The sequence below is a fragment of the Huaxiibacter chinensis genome (assembly GCF_022171985.1).
Classification (GTDB): Bacteria; Pseudomonadota; Gammaproteobacteria; order Enterobacterales; family Enterobacteriaceae; genus Enterobacter; species Enterobacter chinensis_A.
Genome location: NZ_JAJVHF010000002.1, coordinates 168,035 through 192,651, shown reverse-complemented (window position 1 = coordinate 192,651; position 24,617 = coordinate 168,035). Strand labels below are relative to the sequence as shown.

At 54.9% G+C, this 24,617-nt stretch carries 28 protein-coding genes; 11 read left to right on the top strand and 17 right to left on the bottom strand.

Annotation, left to right across the window (positions count from 1 at the left end):
* Positions 1-60: 60 nt before the first annotated feature.
* The gene (locus LZP96_RS06765; RefSeq protein WP_258925759.1) at positions 61-447 is read right to left on the bottom strand and encodes a winged helix-turn-helix transcriptional regulator; all 387 of its coding nucleotides are present in this window, start codon (positions 445-447) and stop codon (positions 61-63) included.
* An 83-nt stretch (positions 448-530) separates the two neighbouring features.
* Between LZP96_RS06765 and LZP96_RS06760 the strand changes: the two genes are divergently transcribed.
* From LZP96_RS06760 to LZP96_RS06750, 3 genes are all read left to right on the top strand, one after another.
* A complete protein-coding gene (locus LZP96_RS06760; RefSeq protein ID WP_258925757.1) occupies positions 531-1,379 on the top strand; it encodes an SDR family oxidoreductase in 849 nt (282 codons plus the stop codon).
* 69 nt (positions 1,380-1,448) lie between these two features.
* Positions 1,449-2,273 carry an AraC family transcriptional regulator gene (locus LZP96_RS06755; RefSeq protein ID WP_064324576.1) on the top strand — a complete coding sequence of 275 codons (825 nt, stop codon included), beginning with the start codon at positions 1,449-1,451 and terminating at the stop codon, positions 2,271-2,273.
* A 75-nt stretch (positions 2,274-2,348) separates the two neighbouring features.
* Positions 2,349-3,314: a DMT family transporter gene (locus LZP96_RS06750; protein ID WP_258925756.1), complete on the top strand. Its 966-nt coding sequence runs from the start codon at positions 2,349-2,351 to the stop codon at positions 3,312-3,314.
* A 58-nt stretch (positions 3,315-3,372) separates the two neighbouring features.
* Here the strand turns inward: LZP96_RS06750 and LZP96_RS06745 are convergent, their stop codons facing one another.
* Entirely contained in the window at positions 3,373-5,022 is a 1,650-nt protein-coding gene (locus LZP96_RS06745; RefSeq protein ID WP_258925755.1) for a methyl-accepting chemotaxis protein, read from the bottom strand.
* A gap of 248 nt (positions 5,023-5,270) precedes the next feature.
* On the opposite strand from LZP96_RS06745, the gene ytfE reads away from it, so the two are divergent.
* On the top strand, positions 5,271-5,933 hold the full coding sequence (gene ytfE / locus LZP96_RS06740) for an iron-sulfur cluster repair protein YtfE (RefSeq protein ID WP_064324573.1): 663 nt from the start codon (positions 5,271-5,273) through the stop codon (positions 5,931-5,933).
* Between the two features lie 98 nt (positions 5,934-6,031).
* Here the strand turns inward: ytfE and cycA are convergent, their stop codons facing one another.
* A complete protein-coding gene (gene cycA, locus LZP96_RS06735; RefSeq protein WP_064324572.1) occupies positions 6,032-7,441 on the bottom strand; it encodes a D-serine/D-alanine/glycine transporter in 1,410 nt (469 codons plus the stop codon).
* A gap of 305 nt (positions 7,442-7,746) precedes the next feature.
* Complete coding sequence (gene bamJ / locus LZP96_RS06730) at positions 7,747-8,367, bottom strand: BamJ family beta-barrel-assembly machinery protein (RefSeq protein ID WP_064324571.1); 621 nt, start codon at positions 8,365-8,367, stop codon at positions 7,747-7,749.
* 235 nt (positions 8,368-8,602) lie between these two features.
* Between bamJ and LZP96_RS06725 the strand changes: the two genes are divergently transcribed.
* Complete coding sequence (locus LZP96_RS06725; RefSeq protein WP_064324570.1) at positions 8,603-9,247, top strand: OapA family protein; 645 nt, start codon at positions 8,603-8,605, stop codon at positions 9,245-9,247.
* A gap of 42 nt (positions 9,248-9,289) precedes the next feature.
* On the opposite strand, the gene LZP96_RS06720 is transcribed toward LZP96_RS06725, so the two are convergent.
* The 5 genes from LZP96_RS06720 to rpsF form a co-directional block, all read right to left on the bottom strand.
* On the bottom strand, positions 9,290-10,219 hold the full coding sequence (locus LZP96_RS06720; protein WP_258925754.1) for a DMT family transporter: 930 nt from the start codon (positions 10,217-10,219) through the stop codon (positions 9,290-9,292).
* A gap of 154 nt (positions 10,220-10,373) precedes the next feature.
* Positions 10,374-10,823 carry a 50S ribosomal protein L9 gene (gene rplI / locus LZP96_RS06715; protein ID WP_064324568.1) on the bottom strand — a complete coding sequence of 150 codons (450 nt, stop codon included), beginning with the start codon at positions 10,821-10,823 and terminating at the stop codon, positions 10,374-10,376.
* Between the two features lie 41 nt (positions 10,824-10,864).
* Positions 10,865-11,092 (bottom strand): 30S ribosomal protein S18, encoded by a 228-nt coding sequence (gene rpsR / locus LZP96_RS06710; RefSeq protein ID WP_000135199.1) that lies wholly within the window; start codon positions 11,090-11,092, stop codon positions 10,865-10,867.
* Between the two features lie 4 nt (positions 11,093-11,096).
* Positions 11,097-11,411 (bottom strand): primosomal replication protein N, encoded by a 315-nt coding sequence (gene priB, locus LZP96_RS06705; protein WP_064324567.1) that lies wholly within the window; start codon positions 11,409-11,411, stop codon positions 11,097-11,099.
* A 6-nt stretch (positions 11,412-11,417) separates the two neighbouring features.
* A complete protein-coding gene (rpsF, locus tag LZP96_RS06700) occupies positions 11,418-11,813 on the bottom strand; it encodes a 30S ribosomal protein S6 (protein WP_014068637.1) in 396 nt (131 codons plus the stop codon).
* 344 nt (positions 11,814-12,157) lie between these two features.
* Between rpsF and yjfY the strand changes: the two genes are divergently transcribed.
* Positions 12,158-12,433 carry a DUF1471 family protein YjfY gene (gene yjfY, locus LZP96_RS06695; protein WP_064324566.1) on the top strand — a complete coding sequence of 92 codons (276 nt, stop codon included), beginning with the start codon at positions 12,158-12,160 and terminating at the stop codon, positions 12,431-12,433.
* Between the two features lie 78 nt (positions 12,434-12,511).
* Here yjfY and LZP96_RS06690 read toward each other — a convergent pair whose 3' ends face one another.
* Genes LZP96_RS06690 through ulaA form a run of 6 tightly spaced genes read right to left on the bottom strand, consistent with a single transcriptional unit; the run spans position 12,512 to position 16,920 of the window.
* A complete protein-coding gene (locus LZP96_RS06690) occupies positions 12,512-13,198 on the bottom strand; it encodes an L-ribulose-5-phosphate 4-epimerase (protein WP_258925753.1) in 687 nt (228 codons plus the stop codon).
* Entirely contained in the window at positions 13,185-14,051 is an 867-nt protein-coding gene (locus LZP96_RS06685; RefSeq protein ID WP_258925752.1) for an L-ribulose-5-phosphate 3-epimerase, read from the bottom strand. The genes LZP96_RS06690 and LZP96_RS06685 overlap by 14 nt, the downstream gene beginning before the upstream one ends.
* A 9-nt stretch (positions 14,052-14,060) precedes the next feature.
* The gene (locus LZP96_RS06680; RefSeq protein ID WP_064324563.1) at positions 14,061-14,711 is read right to left on the bottom strand and encodes a 3-keto-L-gulonate-6-phosphate decarboxylase UlaD; all 651 of its coding nucleotides are present in this window, start codon (positions 14,709-14,711) and stop codon (positions 14,061-14,063) included.
* 13 nt (positions 14,712-14,724) lie between these two features.
* Positions 14,725-15,192: a PTS ascorbate transporter subunit IIA gene (gene ulaC, locus LZP96_RS06675; protein WP_064324562.1), complete on the bottom strand. Its 468-nt coding sequence runs from the start codon at positions 15,190-15,192 to the stop codon at positions 14,725-14,727.
* A 9-nt stretch (positions 15,193-15,201) separates the two neighbouring features.
* Entirely contained in the window at positions 15,202-15,507 is a 306-nt protein-coding gene (ulaB, locus tag LZP96_RS06670) for a PTS ascorbate transporter subunit IIB (protein ID WP_064324561.1), read from the bottom strand.
* Between the two features lie 15 nt (positions 15,508-15,522).
* Complete coding sequence (gene ulaA / locus LZP96_RS06665; protein ID WP_064324560.1) at positions 15,523-16,920, bottom strand: PTS ascorbate transporter subunit IIC; 1,398 nt, start codon at positions 16,918-16,920, stop codon at positions 15,523-15,525.
* Positions 16,921-17,280: 360 nt separating this feature from the next.
* Between ulaA and ulaG the strand changes: the two genes are divergently transcribed.
* Together ulaG and ulaR are read left to right on the top strand one after the other, a co-directional pair.
* Positions 17,281-18,345 carry an L-ascorbate 6-phosphate lactonase gene (ulaG, locus tag LZP96_RS06660; RefSeq protein ID WP_064324559.1) on the top strand — a complete coding sequence of 355 codons (1,065 nt, stop codon included), beginning with the start codon at positions 17,281-17,283 and terminating at the stop codon, positions 18,343-18,345.
* Between the two features lie 124 nt (positions 18,346-18,469).
* Entirely contained in the window at positions 18,470-19,225 is a 756-nt protein-coding gene (gene ulaR / locus LZP96_RS06655) for an HTH-type transcriptional regulator UlaR (RefSeq protein ID WP_064324558.1), read from the top strand.
* Here ulaR and yjfP read toward each other — a convergent pair.
* Positions 19,222-19,947: an esterase gene (yjfP, locus tag LZP96_RS06650; RefSeq protein WP_064324557.1), complete on the bottom strand. Its 726-nt coding sequence runs from the start codon at positions 19,945-19,947 to the stop codon at positions 19,222-19,224. The genes ulaR and yjfP overlap by 4 nt on opposite strands.
* Before the next feature lie 138 nt (positions 19,948-20,085).
* Here yjfP and bsmA point away from each other — a divergent pair, with 138 nt between their 5' ends.
* The 3 genes from bsmA (at position 20,086) to LZP96_RS06635 (ending at position 22,940) form a co-directional block, all read left to right on the top strand.
* Positions 20,086-20,415, top strand: a complete 330-nt coding sequence (bsmA, locus tag LZP96_RS06645; RefSeq protein WP_071892312.1) for a biofilm peroxide resistance protein BsmA — start codon at positions 20,086-20,088, stop codon at positions 20,413-20,415.
* 136 nt (positions 20,416-20,551) lie between these two features.
* The gene (gene yjfN / locus LZP96_RS06640; protein ID WP_064324555.1) at positions 20,552-20,839 is read left to right on the top strand and encodes a DUF1471 family protease activator YjfN; all 288 of its coding nucleotides are present in this window, start codon (positions 20,552-20,554) and stop codon (positions 20,837-20,839) included.
* Between the two features lie 169 nt (positions 20,840-21,008).
* Positions 21,009-22,940, top strand: a complete 1,932-nt coding sequence (locus LZP96_RS06635) for a methyl-accepting chemotaxis protein (RefSeq protein WP_064324554.1) — start codon at positions 21,009-21,011, stop codon at positions 22,938-22,940.
* Here the strand turns inward: LZP96_RS06635 and LZP96_RS06630 are convergent.
* Entirely contained in the window at positions 22,937-24,559 is a 1,623-nt protein-coding gene (locus LZP96_RS06630) for an isovaleryl-CoA dehydrogenase (RefSeq protein ID WP_064324553.1), read from the bottom strand. The genes LZP96_RS06635 and LZP96_RS06630 overlap by 4 nt on opposite strands.
* Positions 24,560-24,617 lie beyond the last annotated feature (58 nt).

Genomic DNA, 24,617 nt, shown 5'->3' with positions numbered 1-24,617 from the left:
CATACAGTTGACGGTGGTCATTGTGCATCTTTTAATCAAAACGCGCAACAAATTGTCGCATCACGCCGCGCGTTCGTCCCGGTTCGCCAGTACCCGTGGGGTATTGACCTCTATCCAGTCTGCCAGCGCGACCACTTTTTCACTCACCTCTATGCCGAGCGGCGTGAGGCTGTATTCCACATGTGGCGGCACGACCGGGTATGAAACGCGATTCACGAATCCGTCCTGCTCCAGCGCCTGTAAAGACTGAGAGAGCATTTTCTCGCTTACGCCGCCCATTTTACGGCGTAGATCGCTAAACCGATGTGTTCCCTGGCGTAGCGCCACCAGAATCAGCACGCCCCAACGGCTGGTGACGTGTTTCAACACCTCTCGGGAAGGACATTGCTCGGCAAATAAGTTGCCGTCGCGCATTTGGTCGCTGAGGGTCGGGATCGTTTTGTTCATACTTACCTTTTTGTACGTACTTACTAAAAGTTAGTCATGATGCTAGTGTGCCATAACACCAGACAAACACGAAGGAGTTCCTCATGATTGCTATTACCGGCGCTACCGGCCAGCTTGGTCAGCTCGTTATTGAACACCTGCTGAAAACCGTTCCCGCAGACCAGATCGTGGCTATTGTCCGACATCCGGCGAAAGCCGAAGCGCTCAGCCAGCAAGGGATCACCGTGCGTCAGGGCGATTATACCGACCCGGCTACGCTGACCACGGCCCTGCAGGGCGTGGAGAAACTGCTGCTGATCTCCTCCAGTGAGGTGGGGCAACGCGAAGCCCAGCATCAGAATGTGATCAATGCCGCCAAAGCCGCAGGCGTAAAATTTATTGCCTATACCAGCCTGCTGCATGCGGATCGCTCGCCGCTCGGCCTGCATGTGGAACATGTCGCCACTGAAAACGCGCTGGCAGCCTCGGGCATTCCTTACGCACTGCTGCGCAACGGTTGGTACACCGAGAACTATCTGGCCAGCGTCCCGCCGGCGCTGGAACATGGCGTCTTTATTGGGGCCGCAGGGGAAGGAAAAATCGCTGCCGCGCCGCGTGCCGATTACGCCGCGGCGGCTGCCCGCGTCATTGCCAGTGAAGGGCATAGCGGAAAAGTGTATGAACTGGCGGGTGACAACGCCTGGACGTTAAGCGAACTGGTCGCTGAAGTGAGCCGACAGAGCGGTAAAACCGTCAGCTATCAGAATCTGAGCGAAGCCGATATTGCCGCCGCGCTGAAAAGCGTGGGCTTACCGGCGGGTCTGGCGGATATGCTCGCCGATTCCGATGCGGGCGCCGCCAAAGGCGGTCTGTTTGACGACAGCCATACGCTCAGCCAGCTGATTGGTCGCCCAACAACGCCGCTTAGCCAGAGCATCAAAGCCATTCTGTAAGGGTTATTTTTTGTGGCATCCCTGAGGGTCATCTTTGATAATGCAGAGATGACCCCAGAGGAGGCTTCTATGCAAGGCGTACCCGAACAGTTCAGTGATGAAAGAGACAGCGCACGCTTTCGCCACCTGTCCCAGCTGCCGGGCGTGGAGTTATATCATGCCCATATCTCACGCTACGCCTTTGAACCTCACACCCATGAAGCCTTCGGCATCGGGGCCATTGAAGCGGGTGCCGAGCGTTTTCGCTATCGCGGCACGCACTACGTTGCCCCTGAACATTCCGTTGTCACCATGAACCCTGACGAACTGCACACGGGCGAAGCGGCCGCCGACGACGGCTGGCGTTACCGGATGGTGTATCTGGAGCCGGATGTGCTGGAAGAGGTCACGGGGGTACGGCACTGGTGGTTCCAGGACGTAACGCGTCACGATCCGCTGCGCGCCCGCCGTATCGGCCAGTTAATTTACGGGCTATGGCACACAGAGGATCCCCTGGGACAAAAAGGTCTGCTGCTGGAGCTAATTGAGACCTTCCAGCCCCTCGCCCGTCACGCGCCCGTTGTACAGGACGCCGGGCACCGCTTTGACCGCGCGCGGGATTATCTGCATGACAACTATATGCGTCCGGTCACCCTGGACGAGCTGGCCAACGTGGTCTCGCTCAGTCCGTATCATTTTCAGCGCCAGTTCAAAGCCCATTTCCATGTCACTCCGCACCAGATGCTGATGGCGATTCGCCTGTGGCGCGCCAAAATATTCCTCACCCACGGTATGCCCGCGGCCGACGTGGCGGCTGCGACGGGGCTAACCGATCAGTCGCATCTGACCCGCGCCTTTACCCATCGCTATGGCATTACCCCTGTCCGCTATCAGAAACAGGTGACGCCGCGTTAATGCGCAATCTCCTACAATATTCCCGCCCTGCCCCCGACTACACTGACATTCAACGCAATAAAAACGGATGGATGCATGATTAGCGGCGTGTTGTATGCCTTACTGGCCGGTTTGATGTGGGGGCTGATTTTTGTCGGCCCGCTGATTGTGCCGGATTACCCGGCAGTGTTGCAGTCAATGGGACGCTATCTGGCGCTGGGAGTGATTGCCCTGCCCCTGGCCTGGCTGGGACGGGCGCGTTTACGTCAGTTAACGCGTCAGGACTGGATGACCGCGCTGGGCCTGACCATGATGGGGAATCTTATCTATTACGTCTGCCTGGCAAGCGCCATTCAGCGGACCGGGGCCCCCGTGTCGACCATGATTATCGGCACCCTGCCGGTGGTAATCCCGATTTTTGCCAACCTGCTTTACAGCCAGCGGGATGGCAAGCTGGCCTGGTCAAAAATGCTGCCTGCGCTGCTGTGTATTGCCGTTGGCCTCGCCTGCGTGAACATTGCTGAGCTGAGCCAGGGGGTGGCGACGTTGAGCCTGTGGCGTTACGGCTCCGGCATCGCACTGGCGTCAGTCTCGGTCGTCTGCTGGGCCTGGTATGCTCTGCGTAACGCCCGCTGGCTGCGGGAAAATCCGGATAAACACCCGATGATGTGGGCAACCGCCCAGGCGCTGGTGACCCTGCCGGTCTCCTTGCTGGGTTATCTGGTCGCCTGCGGATGGCTTAGCGTGCAAGAGCCCGCTTTTGCCCTGCCGTTAGGGCCGCGCCCGGAGGTCTTTATCGGACTGATGGCGGCGATAGCCGTGCTCTGTTCGTGGGTTGGCGCGTTATGCTGGAACATGGCCAGTCAAAAATTACCTACCGTGATCTTAGGCCCGCTGATTGTCTTCGAAACCCTGGCCGGGCTGTTATATACCTTCCTGATGCGCCAGAACGTGCCGCCGCTGTTAACGACCTGCGGGATTGGATTGTTAGTGGTGGGCGTGGTGATAGCGGTAAGAGCGAAGCCGGAAAAACCGTTGGTCGTTCCGGCTTCAGAGGGGTGACGGGTTGCCGGGCGGGGCTGACGCCTGCCCGGACTACATTGGTTTCATGAGAGACGCTTTAAAACGTCTCCCAGTTCCCTTCCGTTACCGTCGATACGGGCTTCGCTTTCGCCGTGTAGGTTTTCACCGGAGCAGCTTTTACAGCCTGACCACGGGTAATTTTGAAGACGGCAACCGCTTCGTTCAGACGCGCCGCCTGATCTTCCAGCGCCGCCGCCGCGGCTGCGGACTCTTCCACCAGCGAGGCATTTTGCTGCGTCACGCGATCCATCTCGGCCACCGCCTGACCCACCTGGTCAATTCCCCGGCTCTGCTCGTCGGACGCAGAGGCGATTTCGCCCATGATGTCGGTCACGCGCGTAACCGCGCTGACGATCTCAGCCATGGTTTCACCCGCCTGGTTAACCAGAGCGGAGCCGGCATTCACCCGCTCGCCGGAATCGTCAATCAGCCCTTTGATCTCTTTCGCTGCCTGGGCGCTGCGCTGTGCCAGCGTACGCACTTCACCTGCAACTACGGCAAAGCCACGCCCCTGCTCGCCTGCTCTCGCCGCTTCAACTGCCGCATTGAGCGCCAGAATGTTCGTCTGGAAGGCGATGCCGTCAATAACGTTAGTAATTTGCGCAATTTTGCTGGAACTGGTGGCGATTTCGTCCATAGTACGCACCACGCCTTCCACCACGTTGCCGCCCTTCTTCGCGGTGGAAGAGGCATCGAGCGCCAGACGGGAAGCCTGACGCGCGTTGTCGGCGTTTTGCTTCACGGTTGCGGTCAGTTGCTCCATGCTGGCGGCGGTCTCTTCCAGAGAGGCGGCCTGCTGCTCGGTACGGGAAGAGAGATCGTTGCTGCCCGCAGAGATCTCCCCCGCGCCGGTATAGATAGTGTCAGCCCCTTCACGCACCACGCCAACGGTGTTCGCCAGCGCGGTCTGCATCTCCTGCACGTTACGCGCCAGTACGGCCATCTCGTTTTTGCCCTGCGCTTCAATAGGCTGCGTCAGATCCCCGGCCGCGATCGCCCGAATGTGACCAATGACATCATTCAGAGGCAGTAACAGAACGCGACGCATCGCCACCCAGCTGGTGATGATGACCGCAATCACCACAATCATGATCGCCGAGAGGACCCACAGAATACGTTTGTAATCATTCTCGTTGTCTTTCATGCCTGCGCTGGTCAGCTTCGCCTGCGCTTCACGCCATTCATGATAAACCTTCTGCATCGCCACCTGTTTTTGTTCAGCGTTTTGCTTGAACATCTCTTCCAGGTTGCCCTGTGCCAGCAGGGTGTTCATTTTTGCAAGCGTGGTTGAGTAAAGGCGATATTGCTCTTCCAGCTGGCTGGCCAGGTTCTCATTCATTCCCGGTGTTTCTGGCAAAGCATAGTATTTGTCGTAATGACCTTGCGCTTCCGTCAGCAGGTTTTTGGCCGTGGCCACCAGCTCGTTTAACTGCCCACCGTTGATCTGGCTGGCGGCGCTGCTTTGCAGGCGGAGCATGCCGCGGTTAAGCGTGACACGCGCCTGGTTGAGGCTTATCCACGCGTCGGTAAATTCCGCCACGTTCTGGCTGGAGAGCTGAGAGACGGTAAAGTTTTCTTTATCGTTGTTGAGCGCGTTTATGAATACGCCTGCAGAGATCAGCTGCATAGTGCCCAGCACTAACAGCACTGAGATAAGAAGAGTAATAACTTTTATTCGTTTAAACATGCGATGCCTTTTATATGTGCAGGATAGTGTCTGACGTGTATCTATCGGCAGACATGGGCGGTTGTTTAACGTCACTTCGGGCTCAACTCGCTGTTTTTCGGAATTTATCAATGCCATTCAGCAGCTTAATCGCTGCAAAAAAATTGTGACACACCTCTCATTTCCTTCTGTGCCTCCAAAGGGTTATAGCCTTGCCTTAAAGATGCATTTAAAATGCATCTTATATTTCTGATGATGAGGTAACGACCATGGCCTTTCGCGACCAACCTTTAGGCGAGCTTGCGCTCTCCATCCCACGCGCTTCGGCGCTGTTCCGTAAATACGATATGGATTATTGCTGCGGGGGTAAGCAGACGCTGGCGCGTGCGGCGTCTCGTAAAGAGCTGGATGTCGAGGCTATCGAAGCGGAACTGGCGCAGCTTGCCGAAGAGCCGGTGGATAAAGACTGGCGCAGCGTGCCGCTGGCCGAAATCATCGACCATATTATTGTTCGCTATCACGATCGCCATCGCGAACAACTGCCCGAACTGATTCTGCAGGCCACTAAGGTTGAACGTGTTCACGCCGATAAAGCCTCTGTGCCGCGTGGGCTGGCGAAATACCTCTCCATGCTTCACGAAGAGCTGTCCAGCCATATGATGAAGGAAGAGCAGATCCTGTTCCCGATGATCAAACAGGGAATGGGCCGCCAGGCCAACGGGCCGATTAGCGTGATGGAAAGCGAGCACGACGATGCGGGCGAACTGCTTGAAGTGATCAAACACACCACCAACAACGTTACGCCGCCAGCAGATGCCTGCACGACCTGGAAAGCGATGTACAACGGCATTAACGAACTGATCGATGATCTGATGGAACACATCAGTCTTGAGAATAACGTTCTGTTCCCGCGTGCCCTCGCAGGCGAATAAAAAAGGCGCCCGAGAGCGCCTTCCTGAAGTTGAGATTCGGCCACCGCATACGTGGCCTTTTTTATGCCCGGTGCATCGAGCGCTGCCGGGCCATAGGTTTAACGCACGCCAGCCATACGTTTCTTGCCGATAAAGAACCAGCCTAACCCCAGCGCGATAAACCACAGCGGCGTTACGATCAGCGCCTGACGGGTATCCTCTTCCAGCGTCAGCAGAACCAGCACGAAGACAAAGAACGCCATGCAGACCCAGCACATCAGCTTGCCCAGCGGCATCTTATAGATCGATTTCTCATGCAGATGCGGACGCTGTTTACGGTACACCAGGTACGAGCACAGAATGATGGTCCAGACGAACATAAAGAGAATCGCGGACACGGTGGTGATCATAGTGAACGCACCAATGACGCTCGGGTTAACGTACAGCATCACGACACCGCCCAGCAGGCAGATACAGGAGAAGGTTAACCCTTTCGCCGGTACCGCACGTTTGGAGAGTTTCGCAAAGGCTTTAGGCGCTACGCCTTCCTGTGCCAGACCGAACAACATACGGCTGGTGGAGAACACGCCGCTGTTGGCGGAAGAGGCCGCGGAGGTCAGCACCACAAAGTTAATCAGGCTTGCGGCAGCCGGCAGGCCGACCAGGACAAACAGCTCTACAAACGGACTTTTAGTGGGGACCACAGAGCTCCACGGCGTCACCGACATAATAATGATCAGCGCGAAAACGTAGAACATAATGATGCGAATCGGAATTGAGTTAATCGCACGCGGCAGAGATTTCTCGGGATCTTTCGTCTCTGCGGCCGTCGTGCCAACCAGTTCAATCCCCACAAAGGCAAACACCGCGATCTGGAAGCCGGCAAAGAAGCCGCTCAGACCTTTCGGGAACCAGCCCCCCTCGTTCCAGAGGTGCGTGAAGGAAGCCTCAACGCCCGTTGGCGACTGGAAATGCGTCAATACCATCACCAGACCCACGACAATCAGCCCAACGATAGCGACGATTTTGATCATCGCGAACCAGAACTCCATCTCGCCGAACATCTTCACGGTCGCCAGGTTGAGGCTCAGCAGAAGCACGATGACGGCCAGAGAAGCCACCCAGTCCGACAGCCCGGGGAACCAGAACTGGGCATACGCGGTAATGGCGACGACATCGGCCATCCCGGTCACCACCCAGCAGAACCAGTAGGTCCAGCCGGTAAAGTAGCCTGCCCAGGGGCCGAGCAGGTCGGAGGCAAAATCACTGAAGGATTTATATTCCAGATTCGAGAGCAGCAGTTCACCCATTGCGCGCATCACGAAAAAGAGCATAAAACCGATGATCATATAGACGAATATGATCGACGGCCCGGCCAGACTAATGGTTTTGCCTGACCCCATAAACAGCCCGGTACCGATGGCACCGCCGATGGCGATAAGCTGAATATGACGGTTTGTGAGATTTCGCCGCAGCGATTGTTCAGACGACGCCTCTTCATCAGCGACGACTTTGACCTGATCTACCATGTGATATTTTCCTGTTATGCCTGTCTGTGTTGTTAAGGCTCTTCTGGCCTTTAATACGTCATGATGCGACGGTCCCGTAGAGGACTCATCGATAGTAGGTAAGAATCGGCAGGATGAATACTATGATTTAGATATTATGTTAACAATATGTTTAAAGTGAGTGTCATATCACTCATGTAACGCGAAACAGCTCACAAAAATACACGCAACTTATGTATTTGCAAGATAAAATGTTGATATCGCTATAACTGTAGGTTTTATCACTGTTTTCCTCTCCCGTGACGAAGAGGAAAACAGTCTGTCGATTACAGGATTTCCAGCAATTCGACTTCAAAGACCAGGGTGCTGAATGGTGGGATAGATGCGCCCGCGCCACGTTCACCGTACGCCAGGTTTTGCGGGATAGTCAGTTCCCATTTAGAACCGACAGGCATCAGGGTCAGCGCTTCGATCCAGCCTGGGATCACGCCGTTAACCGGGAACTCAGCAGGTTCGCCACGCGCGACAGAGCTGTCGAATACGGTGCCGTCAATCAGCTTGCCGGTGTAGTGAACGCGAACACGATCGGTACGTGCCGGGATAGAACCTTCGCCCTGAGCGATCACGCGGAACTGCAGGCCCGATTCGGTGCTGTTCACACCTTCACGTTCGCGGTTCTCTTCCAGGTATTTCACACCCTCAGCGGCCATCTCTTCGAAGCGCTCGCGACGAACGGCATCAGCACGCTCGTGGATTTCACGCAGGGCGCGATGCACAACATCGACCGGGACAGCAGGCTGTTTGCCTTCCAGCGCGTCAGCGATACCCGCCACCAGCGCGTCAGGTAACAGGCCTTCCAGGCCAGATTCGCTCAGCTGCTGTCCTACCTGCAAGCCGATACCGTAGCTTGCCTGCGCTTCGATAGTGTCAAAAGTCGGGGTGGTCATGGGGGATTTCCTTCCATCACATTTAAAGTAGCGGGCAGCATATCAGCCACGCCCTTATGGGTAAAACTTTGTCTTAAGTTAAGATGACAAACTGCGCTGAAACAGAAACAATAGGCAAGGTTTAGATTTTTCTTAAATGATGGTCACGGAAGGCGACTTTGTTACGCCGTTCAGGCAGTTAGCAATCTATACTTCTCATGACAGGAACAAAATGATGCGGAGCAGGAGGAAAGCCATGCCCGGGCGATTTGAACTGAAACCTACCCTGGCGAAAATCTGGCATGCGCCAGACCACTTTCGCATCATGGATCCACTGCCGCCGATGCACCGCCGGGGCATTATCATTGCCGCCCTGCTGGTGATCGTCGGCTTCTTGCTTCCTTCAGAGGATAACGACATCAGCACGCAGGCGACGAGCCGCGATGCGCAGCTGGATATCCAGTCGCAATCCCGGCCTCAGCCCGACAGCCAGCCGACGCAGCCGCAGCTGGTGAGCCCCTCAAACGATCCAGGGCAAATGGCCCCGGTAGAGCCTGAACCCATTCAGGAGGAGCAACCTCAGGAGCAGGCGGCAGCGCCGGTTCAGACTCAGGCCCAGCAACCCACCGGCATTGAGCAGCAGTGGCGCTCTTATCGGGTAGAATCCGGTAAAACGCTGGCGCAGCTCTTCCGCGATCATAATCTGCCGCCTACCGATGTCTATGCGATGGCGCAGGTGGAAGGTGCAGGTAAGCCATTGAGTAATTTGCAAAACGGCCAGATGGTGCAGATCCGCCAGAACGCCAGCGGCGTGGTGACGGGCCTGACGATAGATGCCGGTAACGGGCAACAGGTCCTGTTTACCCGCCAGACAGACGGCAGTTTTATCAGAGTTCGTTAGTTTCTCTGCCGGGCACGCCAGCGCGTTGCCCGGCAGAGATTATCAGGCATTCCGCTTGTTCACCCACGCTATCCCCGTACAAACCAGCACCAGCGCCACGGCATATTTAATATCGAAAATATTTTCGCCCAGGAAAATAGCCGACAATACCGTTCCCGCAACCGGCACCACAAAGTTAAACGGGGCGATCATGCTGACGCGGTTCACTTTTAGCAGCACACTCCACAGCGCAAACGCGACGGATGACAGAAGCGTCAGATAGCCCAGAATCGCGGCGGCTTCGATGCTATGGAGCTCCAGCGTTCCGCCCGTCATATATCCCGCGACAACCAGCGCAAGCCCGCCCAATGCCAGCTGCCAGCCCGTCATCACCGTTGGGTCAACCGTCTGTGAGATGCGCTTGCCGTAGAGCGTTGCGGAAGAAAGGATAAACGCCGCCAGAATCACGAAGCCGCCACCCTTCCAGACAAAATGAAAATCACTCAGCCCATGATTGAAATTCACCAGCATCACACCGGCAAAGCCCAGTATGCAACCCAGGGTTTTGTTATAGCTGAGCTTGTCGTTGTGATAGATAAAATGCGCCAGCAGCACGCTGAAGAAGGTGCCCGTCGCATTCATGATTGACCCGTTCACCCCGGTGGTCCAGGCGAGCCCAATATAGAAGAATGTGTACTGGATAGACGTTTGCGTGAGGCCAAGCAGCGTGAGTTGTCCGAACTGGCGCGTCGTGAACCTGGCGATAGGTTTACGCTGAGCCAGCGCAAACAGCAGCAGAAGCGCCCCGGCAAACAGAAAACGATAGCCGGCAAAGACGAGCTTCGACGGGATATCATCGGCGGCGATGTGAAAGAGTTCATAGCCGCTTTTTATCGCCGGGTACGAGCTGCCCCAGAGCAGGCAACATAGCGTGGCGCAGGCGTAAGCAACATTTTTACGGGCAAAAACGGAGGCAGGCTGGGCGATGTCCATAGCAAATCTCAAAGATAAAATGGCGTTTCATTTTATTATCGGAGATTGTGGCGGGAATAGCTACCATACAAGACGGGAAGGGAAAGATTTACGGGCGCTAAAAAGCAAAACGCCGGCACAAGGCCGGCGCTTCGACGCGAACTAAGTAAAAAAATTACTCAGCTACAACGTTAACAACCAGTTTAGCGAAGACTTCGCTATGAACCTGGAAGTCTACTTCGTGCTCACCAGTGGTGCGCAGAACGCCGTTCGGCATACGAACTTCGCTCTTAGCCACGTTAACGCCAGCTGCAGTAACAGCGTCAGCGATATCGCGAGTACCGATGGAACCGAACAGTTTACCTTCGTCGCCAGATTTAGACGCGATGGTTACAGTGCCCAGTGCGTTGATTGCTTCAGCGCGAGCGTTAGCAGCCGCCAGAACGTCAGCCAGTTTGGCTTCCAGTTCAGCGCGACGTGCTTCGAAAAACTCTACGTTTTTCTTAGTAGCTGGAACAGCTTTACCCTGTGGAACCAGGAAGTTACGTGCGTAACCCGCTTTAACGTTAACCTGATCACCCAGGCTGCCCAGGTTTGCTACTTTATCAAGCAGAATAACTTGCATTACCTTATCCTCTTAAAGTCGTATTAGTGGACCGTGCCCGATTACTGATGACGATCAGTGTACGGCAGCAGAGACAGGTAGCGAGCGCGTTTGATAGCGCGAGCCAGCTGACGCTGATATTTTGCACGAGTACCGGTGATACGGCTTGGGACAATCTTACCGCTTTCGGTGATGTAGTTTTTCAGCGTTGCGATATCTTTATAGTCGATCTCTTGAACGCCTTCCGCGGTGAAACGGCAGAACTTGCGACGACGGAAATAACGTGCCATATGGCTAGTCTCCAGAATCTATCAAATCAATCTGCTCGGCATGCAGAACCATTTTGCTCAGACCGTTCTTTGCCTTGTGGCATGAAATGAACCCCTGAACGGTAACTGCACAGCCGACCGTTAAACTGTGAGTAATGGCCTGGTTTTCGTGTCCGCTAATAATCACGGGCATTTGGCACCAAGCCTGCCGGTGGAAACCGGCTTCCTCTTGTACAGAACGATGCTCAAGCACGAACTGACAATGAGGAATTCCTGATGGGCTGACCTTTCGAAGGGGGGTCCTGCACACGGTACCGGACAACACCAGACGGTTGGTCATCAGAAATTACTCTTCAGAATCCCCAGCATCAGAATCATCTGCGGTTTCGTTTGCGAAATCATCGCGACGCTCACGGCGCTCGTCTTTCGCTTTAACCATCGGAGATGCTTCGGTCACTGCGTTTTTGGTACGCATAACCATGCTGCGGATAACGGCATCGTTGAAGCGGAAGGTAGTTTCCAGCTCATCGATCACTTCCTGCGGCGCTTCAACGTTCATCAGAACGTAGTGTGCTTTGTGCAGTTTGTTGATCGGGTAAGCCAGCTGACGGCGGCCCCAGTCTTCCAGACGGTGGATCGTACCTTCTGCACCAGTGATGGCAGCAGAGTAGCGCTCGATCATGCCCGGAACCTGTTCGCTCTGGTCAGGGTGGACCATAAAAACGATTTCGTAATGACGCATCGAATTGCTCCTTACGGATTATTCAGCCTCCTGTCTGGGTCAGCCGCGGCCCATGGAGGCAAGGAACGTGATTAAAGGGCGGCTGAAAAATTGACGCGCCATTCTAATTGCGAAGCCTCATAAACTCAAGCTGATTGCACAAATAATTCGCACATAGCGCGAAGACAGACTAAGTGGATGATTTAAAATTAATCACATCAGGAAGCGCCATTTTTTTGCACAACAGCATCAGAAATGGTCGCGATTGCGGGTCAAAGAAGCGATTACACTTTAATCAGACCCCATTTTCCACAAAAAGGAGAGGCAGAGACCGTCACACAGCACCTTGTCGTGGAGCGTAACGTATGAAAAACATCATAATTGCCCTTCTGGCCGTCCTGTTGTTCAGTGCAAACGCAACGGCAGCCATCAAGATAGACAGCCGACAGGCCCGGAATATGGATGATGTGCAGAGCTTAGGTGTGATTTACATCAATCATAATTTTGCCACCGAAAGCGAAGCAGATCAGGCCCTGAATGAAGAAACCGACGCGAGAGGCGCCCATTATTATCATGTCATGCTGATGCGCGAGCCCGGCAGCAACGGCAATATGCATGCAAGCGCGGATATCTACAAATAAAGCGTCACGCCAGCACCAGGAAAGCCAACAACGAAAACATAGCACGCAATGATTTAGCCCCCTGCCCGGGGGCTTTTTTTATTTCTGCCCGTAATAAGCATCGGGACCGTGCTTGCGCAGATAATGTTTGTTCATCAGATAGCTGTCGATGGGCTTGAGCTGCGGATTAATACCGCGTGATATCCAGGCCATTTTCGCCACCTCTTCCATGACCACCGCGTTATGCACCGCATCATGTGCATTTTTGCCCCAGGAGAAGGGCCCGTGCTGATACACCACGATGCCCGGCGTATGCAACGGGTCGCGCTCGCCCAGCGTTTCAATGATGACCTTGCCCGTATTGCGTTCGTACTCGTCCGACACTTCTGCTTCGGTCAATGCGCGGGTGCAGGGAATATCGCCAAAGAAATAGTCCGCATGCGTGGTACCCAGCGCCGGAATGGCCATCCCCGCCTGAGCCCAGGCTGTGGCATGCGTCGAGTGCGTGTGGACAATGCCCCCAAGGGAAGGAAAGCGTCGATAGAGCGCCAGGTGCGTGGCCGTATCGGAAGAGGGATTCCAGCGGCCTTCGATAACGTTGCCGTCCAGATCCACCACCACCATATCGTCAACGGTCATGGCATCATAAGCCACACCGCTCGGCTTAATCACCACCCGCCCACGCGCCCTGTCGATAGCACTGACGTTCCCCCAGGTGAAGGTTACCAGGCCGTATCGGGGGAGATCCATATTGGCCTCAAAGACCTGCTTTTTAAGCGGCTGCATTATCGGCCTCCAGTAATCCTGCACGCGCCATGCGCCCACGTACCCAGTCGCGTGCCAGCGCAACCTCGGCCTCCGGGTTTTCTGCGGTTTCACTCCACATCTCAATCAGATAGGGGCCGCAGTAGCCGCTCTCTTTTAACGTCCGGAAGCACTGTTCAAACTCCACGACGCCGGTACCAAACGGCACATTTTTGAAGACGCCGGGGCGCGTATCTTTTACATGCACCGCCACGATATGCCCGATTCCGGCCTGTAACTCCATCTGCACATCGTTATCCCACACCGACAAATTGCCGATATCCGGATAAAGCTGAAACCAGGGGTTATTCAGGTAGTGCGTATACCCCAGCGCCTTGCTGATGGAGTTCATCAGGGGATAATCCATGATCTCCATAGCCAGCGTGACCTGGGCACGGCTGGCCATCCCGACGCTCTCTTTCAGGCCTTCGCGAAACCGCCGACGTGTTTCGTCACTGGCTTCCTGATAATAGACGTCATACCCCGCCAGCTGAATGACGCGGATGCCAACATCCTGGGCGAACGCGATGGCTTTACGCATGATCTCCAGCCCCTGGGCGCGAATGGCATCGTCCTCGCACCCCAAAGGAAAACGTCTATGCGCGCTCAAACACATGGACGGCACCCGCACGCCGGTTTCGGCAATGGCACTGACCAACGACAGCCGCGCGTCCCGAGGCCAGTCAAGACGGGATAAACGCGCGTCGGTTTCATCAATCGACATTTCCACAAAATCAAAACCGAGCTTTTTGGCAAGCTGTAGCCGTTCCAGCCAGCACTCCCCCGCGGGGAGCGCCTTTTCATAAATCCCTAACGGGACCTGTGTAGACAACATACCCGCTCCTTATCCCCACAGCTGGGCGATGGAGCGTTTAAACTGGCGCGCGGCTTTAACCGGCGAAGCAGCATCGCGAATACTGCGACCAGCGATAAACACGTGAATCGGAATGCCCTGGAACAGCGGGAGATCGTCGAGCGCCAGACCACCCGTTACGGTGACCTTGAAGCCCATATCCGCCAGACGTTTGATCGCACTGATATCGGCCTCGCTCCAGGCAACACCGGCGGCCTGCGCGTCACGGCTGCGGTGATAGACCACCTGCTGAATCCCGGCATCACGCCACGCTTGCGCCTGTTCCCAGGTCCAGAAGCCCGTCAGCTCAATCTGCACGTCGCCGCCAAACTCCTTCGCCACGTCCAGCGCGCCTTTCGCGGTGTTGATATCGGCACAGCAAATCACGGTGACCCAGTCAGCGTTCGCCTCAAAGCACATCCGCGAGAGTATTTTGCCGGCATCGGCGATTTTGGCATCTGCCAGCACAATTTTATGCGGATAGAGCGCTTTCAAGTCGCGTACGGCACGCACGCCCTCACCGACACACAGAATGGTGCCGACTTCTATAATGTCCACCTCTTCAGCAATCAGGCGGGTGGTTTCGTAAGCGTGAGACAGGGTCTGGTTATCAAGCGCAACCTGCAACATAGGTAATGACATTTTCAGTTCCTTCTTAACGTGCCGCCGCAGTGGCGCGATCGATTAAATCCAGCACGTCCTGCTCGGTGCGGCAGGCGCGTAAACGGTCGAAATTTTCTTCATCATCAAACAGATTGACGATTTGCATAATGCCGACTTCCTGATGGGTGTTGGCATCCACAGCCGCCATGGTGATCAGGATATCGACGGGATCGTTATCTTCATGGTTGAAGACCAGCGGCGTTTTGAGCGTCACCAGCGCGAAGCCGGTTTTTTTTACGCCTTCTTCCGGGCGGCCATGCGGCATTGCCAGACCCGGCGCAATCACAAAATAAGGTCCATGCTGTGCAACGCCATCCAGGATGGCCTGGTAGTAGCGCGGCTCCACGACATCCGCCCTGACCAGCAAATCCACGCCGAGTTTGACGGCGTCCTGCCAGTTGCTGGCATCCGCCTGCAAAAGAATGGAATGATTTTCCGCCAGCGAATCACGTAATTTCATGACACGTCCTTATTTCACATCATTCGGGAAGTGCGCGTTGATCACCTCCATCAGTTTTGGGCCGAAATCAGCGGCAGAAAGCATATTGCGAACCCCCACCACATATTTGTTTCCGGAGACGGTGATTTCACCGGCGATATGGGTTGAGGCAATAATCACATCCGCACCGCCCAACTCGCTCTTGTATTCACCCACGGCACAGCTATTTACCGTGTGATCCACGCCTTGCTGCGTCAGAAACTGGTCCACTTTCATTTTCATGATCATGGAGCTACCTTGCCCATTTCCACATACAGCCAGAATACGTACGGTCATAATCGGAACTCCTTATTAAGCAGAGTGCTCTGCCAGTTGTTTTTCTGCGTCTTCTTCAGCGCGTAATGCGCGCCCGGCGAAGACCATATAAGCCAGTGCAATCAGGATAATGGCCGCCATAAAGACGATGCCGAGAGAGGCGAAGCCCTGCATCATCGGCGGTGCCAGAATCGACCAGTCCGCCATGCCCATCCAGGCGCTCATCCCGGTCAGTTTGACTGCCCAGACGCAGCCAAATATTTCAATCATGCCCATCACGAGACAGATTTTGAGCGCGGCGCGCCAGCCGCCAAAGTGATTGGCAAACACGCCAATCGTGGCGTTAGAGAAGAACATCGGGATAAAGCCTGGAATGATCAGAATTGAGGAGCCGCAGCCCACCAGAATACCCACCGCGATCAGCTGGCCGATGGTGCCCCACATAAAGCCCCAGACGACGGCGTTAGGAGCAAAGCTATAAATGGCGGCGCAGTCGATGGCGAGCACGGCACCCGGGATAAGACGTTGAGAGATACCGTTAAAGGCTTCGGACAGCTCAGCCACAAACATACGCACGCCCTGGGTGATGATGAAAATCGCCACCGCGAACTGGAAGCCCGTCTGCAGGATGTAAATAGTCCAGTGGGTTTTGCCTGCCATCGCCTGAACCACGTCGATGCCGAAGGAGAGCAGAATCGCGCCAAAGAAAAGGGTCATTACGATGGCGGTAGAGACGATGTTGTCATGGAAAATATTGAGCCAGCCCGGCAGTTTGAGATCTTCTACGCTCTCTTCTTTCTTACCGAGGAACGGGGCGAGTTTGTACGCAATCCAGGAGGCAAACTGCTGCTGGTGTCCGATGGAAAAACCGCAGCCGTCGGTCACGTCCTGCGTGGGTTTGTACATCATGTTCGAGGTAATTCCCCAGTACAGGGAGACCAGCACGGCAGTACAGATAATCGTGGTCCACATCGGGTAACCCAGGATGTAGAAGAAGACAGCGATCAGCCCCGCCTGCTGGAACATGATATGGCCGGTGAGCATGATCGTGCGAATGCCCGTCAGGCGGCGTAGCAGGACGTAGGTAATGTTCAGCGCCAGAGCGAGCAGAACGGCATAGCCCACCCAGCTGTAGGCCTCACCCATGCGCTCAATGGTGGCCATCATGGAGGCGTAAGTATCGGAGATAGCCCCGTTAATGCCGTAAACCTCCGACATTTTGGCGACAACGGGCTTGAAAGTGCTGGTTAAAATGCCCGAACCTGCCTGCAACAACATAAAACCAATGATTGTTTTAATCGTGCCTTTCACAATCACGCTCGCGCTTTTGCGCAACAGGATGTAGCCGAGACAGGTAACGATACCCAGCAACAGCGGTGCGTTGGTCATAACCTGATTGAAGAAGACGGTAAAGACGCTGTAGAGGACTTCCATTGCATTCTCCAGAAAATGGGGACGAGAGGGCGAACCCTCATGCGTAAAGTGCCCTCACTCTAGTAATCACAAATAATCACCACAAGATTGAAATTGATTATTTGTGACGCATCACGCAAATTATTTCCACACAGTTAATAGTGATTTTCATTTCACATCAACACCGTGAAAATTAACCATACTTTACATGCAGATAGAAGAAGATCACCACTATCACCTGATTTCTGACCTGTCCTGACCTCACTTTCAGACTCAGTAAAAACAGCAAATTTGCCGTTGCAATGATGATTAACTGGTGACAGTATAAATCACAACAAATCACCATATGATTATTTATGATTAAAAACAGGGAGTCGAACGATGAGTAAAGTGAACAGCATCACCCGTGAATCCTGGATCCTGAGCACTTTCCCGGAATGGGGCAGCTGGCTAAATGAGGAGATCGAGCAAGAGCAGGTTGCGCCGGGCACCTTTGCGATGTGGTGGCTCGGGTGTACGGGTATCTGGCTAAAATCAGAAGGCGGCGCCAACCTTTGCGTGGATTTCTGGTGTGGAACCGGCAAGCAAAGCCACGGCAATCCGCTGATGAAGCAAGGCCACCAGATGCAGCGTATGGCAGGCGTGAAAAAGCTTCAGCCGAACCTGCGCACGACGCCCTTTGTGCTTGATCCCTTTGCGATTCGCCAGATCGATGCCGTCCTGTCCACGCACGATCATAACGATCATATCGATGTGAACGTGGCCGCCGCCGTTATGCAAAACTGCGCCGACGACGTACCGTTTATCGGGCCACAGACCTGCGTGGATCTGTGGATTGGCTGGGGGGTGCCAAAAGAACGGTGCATCGTCATGAGGCCGGGCGATGTGGTGAAAATCAAAGACATTGAGATCCATGCGCTGGATGCTTTTGACCGGACCGCGCTGATTACCCTGCCCGCCGATCAAAAAGCCGCGGGTGTTTTACCGGACGGCATGGACGCGCGTGCCGTCAACTATCTGTTCAAAACGCCGGGAGGCTCGCTGTATCACAGCGGTGACTCGCACTACTCCAACTATTACGCGAAACACGGTAACGAACATCAGATCGACGTCGCGCTTGGCTCCTACGGGGAAAACCCGCGTGGCATCACGGACAAAATGACCAGCGCCGACATGCTGCGTATGGCCGAAGCGTTGAACACCAAAGTGGTGATCCCTTTCCATCATGATATCTGGTCAAACTTCCAGGCCGATCCGCAGGAAATCCGCGTCCTGTGGGAGATGAAAAAAGACCGGCTGAAGTATGGCTTCAAGCCTTTCATCTGGCAGGTCGGCGGTAAGTTTACCTGGCCGCTGGATAAAGATAACGTCGAATACCATTACCCTCGCGGTTTTGATGATTGCTTCACTGTCGAGCCTGACCTGCCGTTCAAATCGTTCCTGTAAGAATTCGCGTCACTTTCGCGATCTTTTATCGCCAGACCCTGAGTCTGGCGATTCATCTTTTGCTTAGTAATTTCAGGCTATTTCAAATATTATCTTTTAAAATCAATTTTTATCGGAATAGCTCATGACGGAAGCGCAACGGCATCAAATTTTACTGGAACTCCTGGCGCAAACGGGGTTTGTTACCGTCGAACAAGTTATCGAACGTTTAGGGATTTCGCCCGCGACCGCACGCCGGGATATCAATAAGCTGGATGAAAGCGGCAAGTTGAAAAAAGTGCGCAATGGCGCGGAAGCCATTAGCCAGCAGCGCCCGCGCTGGACGCCCATGAACATTCATCAGGCGTTAAACCATGACGAAAAAATCCGCATTGCCCGCGCCGCCTCGCAGCTGGTTAATCCTGGTGAAAGCGTGGTGATTAACTGTGGGTCTACCGCCTTTTTGCTGGGCCGTGAAATGTGCGGCAAGCCGGTGCAAATCATCACCAACTACCTGCCGCTGGCCAACTTTCTCATCGATCAGGAGCATGAAAGCGTGGTGATCATGGGGGGGCAATACAATAAGAGCCAGTCGATTACCCTCAGCCCACAGGACAGCGAAAACAGCCTTTACGCCGGTCACTGGATGTTTACCAGCGGTAAGGGTCTCACTGCGGATGGCCTGTACAAAACCGATATGCTAACCGCGATGGCCGAGCAGAATATGCTCAACGTCGTCGGCAAACTGGTGGTGTTGGTCGACAGCAGCAAGGTCGGCGAGCGTGCCGGTATGTTGTTCAGTCGCGCCGAGCAGATCGATATGGTGATCACCGGCAAAAACGCCAATCCGCAGATCCTTCAGAAACTGGCGGATCAGGGCGTGAAAATCCTGCGCGTTTAAAGGTTCTTTAAAAAGAAATCGACGGTTGCGTCAAGCGCCGTCGGGGTAATGCGATGCCGCACGCCTGCTTCCCAGACGCAGGTGAGGCGTTTATCCAGCCCCTCGCGAATCAATGCCTGCTGTAAGCGGAAGGTTTCCCCGGCGGGCACGACGTCATCCGCTTCGCCGTGCCATAAAAAAAGCGGCCTGTCAGCAAGGCGCGGCAGCGCATCTGTGACGTCCCATGCGCGCAATGATGCGCGAACGGCCTCTGAATCACCCGAGGGTGGAAACAGCGTGTCCGCCAGCGTCAAAAAATACCCCGACCCCATCAGACTCGCCACACAGGTGACTTCTGGATGCTGCGTCATAATACCCAACGCCGTCATTCCCCCCATTGAAGCGCCGGCCACAGCCAGACGTTTATCGGCCACCAGCCCGGCGGCAAAGAGAGCGTCACGGAGCCCAGCGAACTCCACCAGGTTACCATGAAGAATTGGCCAGAACTGTCCCAGGCGAGACTGTTCATCGCCGCGGTAACGCGAACCATGATCGGGCGCATCGGGCATGATGACACGAAACCCCGCCTGCGCCAGCGCTACCGCAAAGTAGCTATAGACCAGTTTTGATGAAGTAAACCCATGATAAAAAATAATAACCGGTAATGGCTGTGTCGCTTTTCCCGCCGGATAAGCGTGTAAAATTTCGTGGTCACCCAGTCTCCGGGTCGTTAACTCAATCATGGCTGCTCCTTATTCGTGTGGGTGATTCATAATGTTGAGAACTGGATTACGCTTTCACGACATTTTCATTCGAAATTTACGTTACAGATAACAGTTTGGGAACATTCCCCCAAAAGGAAATTCGCAGACATCTACACTATGACTATCAGGAAACGAGATATGGCTATGCGAAGGTTTGCTGCTTTATGGCTGGTGTCAGTATTAGCGGGCTGTAGCGCGCTGCAAGGCACACCGCAACCTGCTCCCCCGGTTGCCGATCATCCTCAGGAGATTCATCGTAATCAAACTGAGGGATTACAGCGAATGGGGACGGTTAGCGTTCTGGTGCGCGGTTCTCCGGATGATGCGCAAGATGCTATTAAAGCAAAAGCTGTCGCTGCAAACGCCGATTATTACGTGATTATTATGGTCGACGAAACGATCGTTACGGGACAATGGTACTCACAGGCAATTTTGTATCGCAAGTAACGTTCAGAATTTAAGCGACATTTACACTGCTTTGCGTCCATAGACGTTTTCCTGTTCACAATAAACTGCATGCCTGTGACAAAGGAAATGAGTTTATTCGCGAAGGATTGCCCGGCGGATACCGGAAACCTGTGAAATGGAGTTGACTATGAAACGATCGCTTGCTTTAACCTCACTCTTGCTCTCAGCCGGGCTGGTGAGCACCACCGCACAATCCGCCGAGTTCGCCAGCGCAGATTGCGTTACAGGTTTGAACGAAATAGGGCTTATCTCGGTGAATAATATTTCCGGAAGCCTGCAGGACGTTGAGCGCGTCATCGCCTTAAAAGCCGATGAGCAGGGCGCCACCTGGTACCGAATCGTTCAAATGCAGGAAAACAACCGTGCCGATCAGTGGCAGGTGAAAGCCATTCTTTACGCCTGAATCCTATAAAAAAGCCACGTAATTTCAGTGGCTTTTCTGTTTTTACACATGCTTACTCCGCTCTGCAACCCAGTCATAACAGCCATGTAACAATTTGTTACATGAAATCGATAAATGTTATCCGCGCTCTGCCGTTGAACTGCCATACCTTTTCGACAATGAGCAATTTATGATCAACTTTTTCCGCCGCGCGGGACTGGGCACCAAACTCTCTCTGCTGACCGGCATCAGTGTGGCGGCACTGTTTCTGCTATTCACCTATCTTCTGAGCCATAAAGCCAGCGAACAGCTTGAAACCCTGGCCGTGGAAGACCTGCATAATCAGTCTACCGGCATGGTTGATATGGTGCAGATGTTCAATACCAGCCTGAGCGAAGAAGTGGAGAGCTATACCAAACTCTTCTCCACCTTCCTGCCCCAACCGCTGAACATCGACGCCAGCCAGAGCCGGACTATCAATAACCAGACCGTTCCGCTGCTGAAAGGTGGGGAGACCGAGCTGCATGAAAACAGCGCGCTTTCTGATGACTTTTTAAACCGCACGGGTGCCATTTCAACGCTGTTTGTCCGCAGCGGTAATGATTTCATCCGCGTCGCAACGTCACTGCGCAAAGAGAACGGCGAGCGAGCCATCGGTACGGTACTGGATACCACCAGCCCGGCCTTTGCTTCCGTGACGAAAGGTGAGGTTTACCGGGGCCTGGCGCTGCTTTTCGGCAAGCGTTATATCACCCAGTATCAGCCGGTCAAAGATGCGGGCGGGCAGGTGATTGCGATCATCTTTGTAGGCGTCGATATCACGCAGTCATGGAACATCATGCGTGAAAAAATTCTCAGCCGACGCCTGGGCAAAAGCGGTCACTTCTATGTGCTCGATCGCGGCCAGGGCAAAACGCGCGGCCAATACCTGTTCCACGCTGATAAAGAAGGCCAGTTGCCCGCGTGGGCAAGCGACATCCAACAGGCGGTAATGAGCGGTCAGTCCGGTACGCTCGAGCGCATCAGCGATGATGGCCGCACGCTTAAAATGGCTTACACCCCAATGCCTGGCTGGAACTGGACCATTATTGGCGAAGTGGATAAATCGGTGCTGCTGAAGAACGTCACCGCCCTGCGGGACCGTTTCCTGCTGGCGGGCGCGGTGCTTTCTGCCCTGTTTGCCCTGCTGTTTGTGGTCATTATTCGTCGCTGGTTAACCCGTCCGCTGCATAGCGTCATTCACCTGGCGCGTCAGTACGCCGCGGGAGATTTGCGGGCAGAACTGCCGGTGACACGCCAGGATGAAGTCGGTCAATTGATCGTGGCCATCAATGGCATCGGGGGTGGTTTACAGACTATCGTTCAGCAGGTTCGTGAATCAGCGGGCGATATCCATCTGGGGACCAACGCTCTGGCTTCCGACAGCGGCGAGATCTCTGAACAGATTAACAAGCAGGCCAGCAGCGTTGAAGAGACTTCGGCCAGCATGGAACAGCTGGCCGCAACGGTGCAGCAGAATGCGGCCAATATGGAGCAGACGCAGCAGCTGGTGAATGAAACCTCTCGCGCCGTGCATCAGGGCGGCGAGACGGTAGGACACGCCGTGGCCACCATGGACGATATCCGTGACGCCTCAAAACGCATTGAAGACATCACCCGCGTGATTGAGTCTATCGCCTTCCAGACCAATATCCTGGCACTGAACGCGGCCGTTGAGGCCGCACGCGCGGGTGAACACGGCAAAGGGTTTGCCGTTGTCGCGCAGGAAGTCCGTGCGCTGGCCGCGCGAAGCGCCAATGCGGTGAAAGAGATTGAACAACTGATTGGCGATACGCTGAAAAAGGTGAGTGAAGGGCATCAGCTTTCAGAGCAAACCCGTCATGCGATGGACTCTATCATTGTTCATATTGATAACATCAGCCAGCTGGTGGGCGAAATTAACCATGCCTCGCATGAGCAATCAGCGGGGATCCGTCAGGTTAATCTGGCCATGGCGCATATTGGCGAAGCATCGCATATCAATGCGGATCGCGTCTCACGCAGCGAGCAAACGGCCCAAACGCTGCGCGAGAAAGGATCGCATCTGACAGAACTGGTCAGTATTTTCCGCTTAAAGCCTTAAACTACCCTCCCCGTGGCACGCAGCAGCAAATCATTTTTTACCTGCTCACTGAGCAACATGCTGCCCCGGGGATCCATCATCATACGGCACCATGCCTGCGCGACCGGCGGCGAAGCGTGCCGCAACATTTGCGCGCCGGCACCCAGCAGAAAGAGCTGCCGGGCGATCTCCCGGGCCTGAGCCTCCTGAGGTTTGCGCAGCTTTTGCTGTAATTGACGCCAGCTGCGGTCGAAATGGCGATCCTGCCCCTTCACCTGAGCAAAATCCTCGTTCAGCACGTCAATCATCCCTGGCTGCTTCGCCATCACCCGCAGCACGTCGAGGCACATGATATTGCCGGAGCCTTCCCAGATGCTGTTTACCGGCATTTCACGGTACAGGCGCGGGAGTTCACTCTCTTCGCAGTAACCTGCCCCACCGAGGACTTCCATCGCCTCCGCCACGAAGGGTATACCCGCCTTGCAGACGCTAAATTTGGCCGCGGGGGTAAAGAGTCGTGCCCAGGCGGCCTCGTGTTCATGCGCCCGCTGGTCCCAGGCCCGCGCCAGCCGAAGCAAAAACGCCGTTTGCCCTTCCAGCTGCAGCGCCATTCGACTTAATACCTCACGCATGACTGGCTGATCGACCAGGTTTTTGCCAAAGGTCTGGCGCTGATGCGCATGGAACAGCGCAATTGATAGCGCACGACGCATAAGACCGTGGCTGCCCAGCGCGCAGTCAAAACGCGTCAGTCCGCCCATCTTAAGGATTTGCCGCACGCCTTCCCCCTCTTCCCCCAGCAGCCAGCCGCACGCATCGAAAAACTCCGCCTCAGCGCTGGCGTTTGAACGATTACCCAACTTGTCTTTTAGCCGCTCCAGACGCACGGCATTTCGCTGTCCGTCAGGCAGAAAACGCGGAACGAAAAAGCACGACAGACCGCCCTTCGCCTGAGCCAGAACCAAATGCGCATCGCTTTGCGGCACCGAGAAAAACCATTTATGCCCAACCAGTCGGTAACTACCGTCGCTGTTTTTATCGGCGCGGGTCGTATTGCTCAGCACATCCGAACCGCCCTGCTTTTCCGTCATTCCCATGCCGATCAACAGCCCTCGCTTCTGCCCGCCCGGCGCTAAATGCGGATCGTAACGATCGCTTAATAACGGCGGTAGCCAGTCGTGAAACGGTTTGGGCAGCGCCTGTTGCAGCAATGGCGTGGCGGCAAAGGTCATGGTGATGGGGCAAAGCGTACCCGCTTCGACCTGCGCATGGAGGATAAAGCGCGCCGCCCGGGCGACAAACGCCCCTTTACGGGCCCGATCTTCCCACGCCAGATTATGGACACGATTGGCGCACAATCCCTGCATAAGCAGATGCCAGGCGGGATGAAAGCGAACGTCGTCCAGCCGTGCTCCGGTGGCATCGTAGCGTAAAAGTTCCGGTGGATTGATGTTCGCCAGCCTGCCCAGCTCCAGCGACTCTGCGGTGCCCAGCTGCTGTCCAATACTCGCCAGCAGCTCCACGTCCCAGTCGCCGCCCTCACGGGCGACCGCCTCGCGAAGCGCGCAGTCCGACAAAAAAAGGTTGCTGTTTGAGAGTGGTGAAGGTTGATTAAACACGGTATGTGTCTGCCAGTGCATGTGCGTCCCTCCTTCAATGGCCATACAGCAAGTATGGACAGCCAACGGCGGCACTGCA

What these genes read in the sequence shown, in the direction of transcription:
- LZP96_RS06765 (WP_258925759.1), bottom strand. Translation starts at nt 447, where the DNA reads ATGAACAAAACGATCCCGACCCTCAGCGACCAAATGCGCGACGGCAAC.
- LZP96_RS06760 (WP_258925757.1), top strand. Translation starts at nt 531, where the DNA reads ATGATTGCTATTACCGGCGCTACCGGCCAGCTTGGTCAGCTCGTTATT.
- LZP96_RS06755 (WP_064324576.1), top strand. Translation starts at nt 1,449, where the DNA reads ATGCAAGGCGTACCCGAACAGTTCAGTGATGAAAGAGACAGCGCACGC.
- LZP96_RS06750 (WP_258925756.1), top strand. Translation starts at nt 2,349, where the DNA reads ATGATTAGCGGCGTGTTGTATGCCTTACTGGCCGGTTTGATGTGGGGG.
- LZP96_RS06745 (WP_258925755.1), bottom strand. Translation starts at nt 5,022, where the DNA reads ATGTTTAAACGAATAAAAGTTATTACTCTTCTTATCTCAGTGCTGTTA.
- ytfE (WP_064324573.1), top strand. Translation starts at nt 5,271, where the DNA reads ATGGCCTTTCGCGACCAACCTTTAGGCGAGCTTGCGCTCTCCATCCCA.
- cycA (WP_064324572.1), bottom strand. Translation starts at nt 7,441, where the DNA reads ATGGTAGATCAGGTCAAAGTCGTCGCTGATGAAGAGGCGTCGTCTGAA.
- bamJ (WP_064324571.1), bottom strand. Translation starts at nt 8,367, where the DNA reads ATGACCACCCCGACTTTTGACACTATCGAAGCGCAGGCAAGCTACGGT.
- LZP96_RS06725 (WP_064324570.1), top strand. Translation starts at nt 8,603, where the DNA reads ATGCCCGGGCGATTTGAACTGAAACCTACCCTGGCGAAAATCTGGCAT.
- LZP96_RS06720 (WP_258925754.1), bottom strand. Translation starts at nt 10,219, where the DNA reads ATGGACATCGCCCAGCCTGCCTCCGTTTTTGCCCGTAAAAATGTTGCT.
- rplI (WP_064324568.1), bottom strand. Translation starts at nt 10,823, where the DNA reads ATGCAAGTTATTCTGCTTGATAAAGTAGCAAACCTGGGCAGCCTGGGT.
- rpsR (WP_000135199.1), bottom strand. Translation starts at nt 11,092, where the DNA reads ATGGCACGTTATTTCCGTCGTCGCAAGTTCTGCCGTTTCACCGCGGAA.
- priB (WP_064324567.1), bottom strand. Translation starts at nt 11,411, where the DNA reads ATGACCAACCGTCTGGTGTTGTCCGGTACCGTGTGCAGGACCCCCCTT.
- rpsF (WP_014068637.1), bottom strand. Translation starts at nt 11,813, where the DNA reads ATGCGTCATTACGAAATCGTTTTTATGGTCCACCCTGACCAGAGCGAA.
- yjfY (WP_064324566.1), top strand. Translation starts at nt 12,158, where the DNA reads ATGAAAAACATCATAATTGCCCTTCTGGCCGTCCTGTTGTTCAGTGCA.
- LZP96_RS06690 (WP_258925753.1), bottom strand. Translation starts at nt 13,198, where the DNA reads ATGCAGCCGCTTAAAAAGCAGGTCTTTGAGGCCAATATGGATCTCCCC.
- LZP96_RS06685 (WP_258925752.1), bottom strand. Translation starts at nt 14,051, where the DNA reads ATGTTGTCTACACAGGTCCCGTTAGGGATTTATGAAAAGGCGCTCCCC.
- LZP96_RS06680 (WP_064324563.1), bottom strand. Translation starts at nt 14,711, where the DNA reads ATGTCATTACCTATGTTGCAGGTTGCGCTTGATAACCAGACCCTGTCT.
- ulaC (WP_064324562.1), bottom strand. Translation starts at nt 15,192, where the DNA reads ATGAAATTACGTGATTCGCTGGCGGAAAATCATTCCATTCTTTTGCAG.
- ulaB (WP_064324561.1), bottom strand. Translation starts at nt 15,507, where the DNA reads ATGACCGTACGTATTCTGGCTGTATGTGGAAATGGGCAAGGTAGCTCC.
- ulaA (WP_064324560.1), bottom strand. Translation starts at nt 16,920, where the DNA reads ATGGAAGTCCTCTACAGCGTCTTTACCGTCTTCTTCAATCAGGTTATG.
- ulaG (WP_064324559.1), top strand. Translation starts at nt 17,281, where the DNA reads ATGAGTAAAGTGAACAGCATCACCCGTGAATCCTGGATCCTGAGCACT.
- ulaR (WP_064324558.1), top strand. Translation starts at nt 18,470, where the DNA reads ATGACGGAAGCGCAACGGCATCAAATTTTACTGGAACTCCTGGCGCAA.
- yjfP (WP_064324557.1), bottom strand. Translation starts at nt 19,947, where the DNA reads ATGATTGAGTTAACGACCCGGAGACTGGGTGACCACGAAATTTTACAC.
- bsmA (WP_071892312.1), top strand. Translation starts at nt 20,086, where the DNA reads ATGACTATCAGGAAACGAGATATGGCTATGCGAAGGTTTGCTGCTTTA.
- yjfN (WP_064324555.1), top strand. Translation starts at nt 20,552, where the DNA reads ATGGAGTTGACTATGAAACGATCGCTTGCTTTAACCTCACTCTTGCTC.
- LZP96_RS06635 (WP_064324554.1), top strand. Translation starts at nt 21,009, where the DNA reads ATGATCAACTTTTTCCGCCGCGCGGGACTGGGCACCAAACTCTCTCTG.
- LZP96_RS06630 (WP_064324553.1), bottom strand. Translation starts at nt 24,559, where the DNA reads ATGCACTGGCAGACACATACCGTGTTTAATCAACCTTCACCACTCTCA.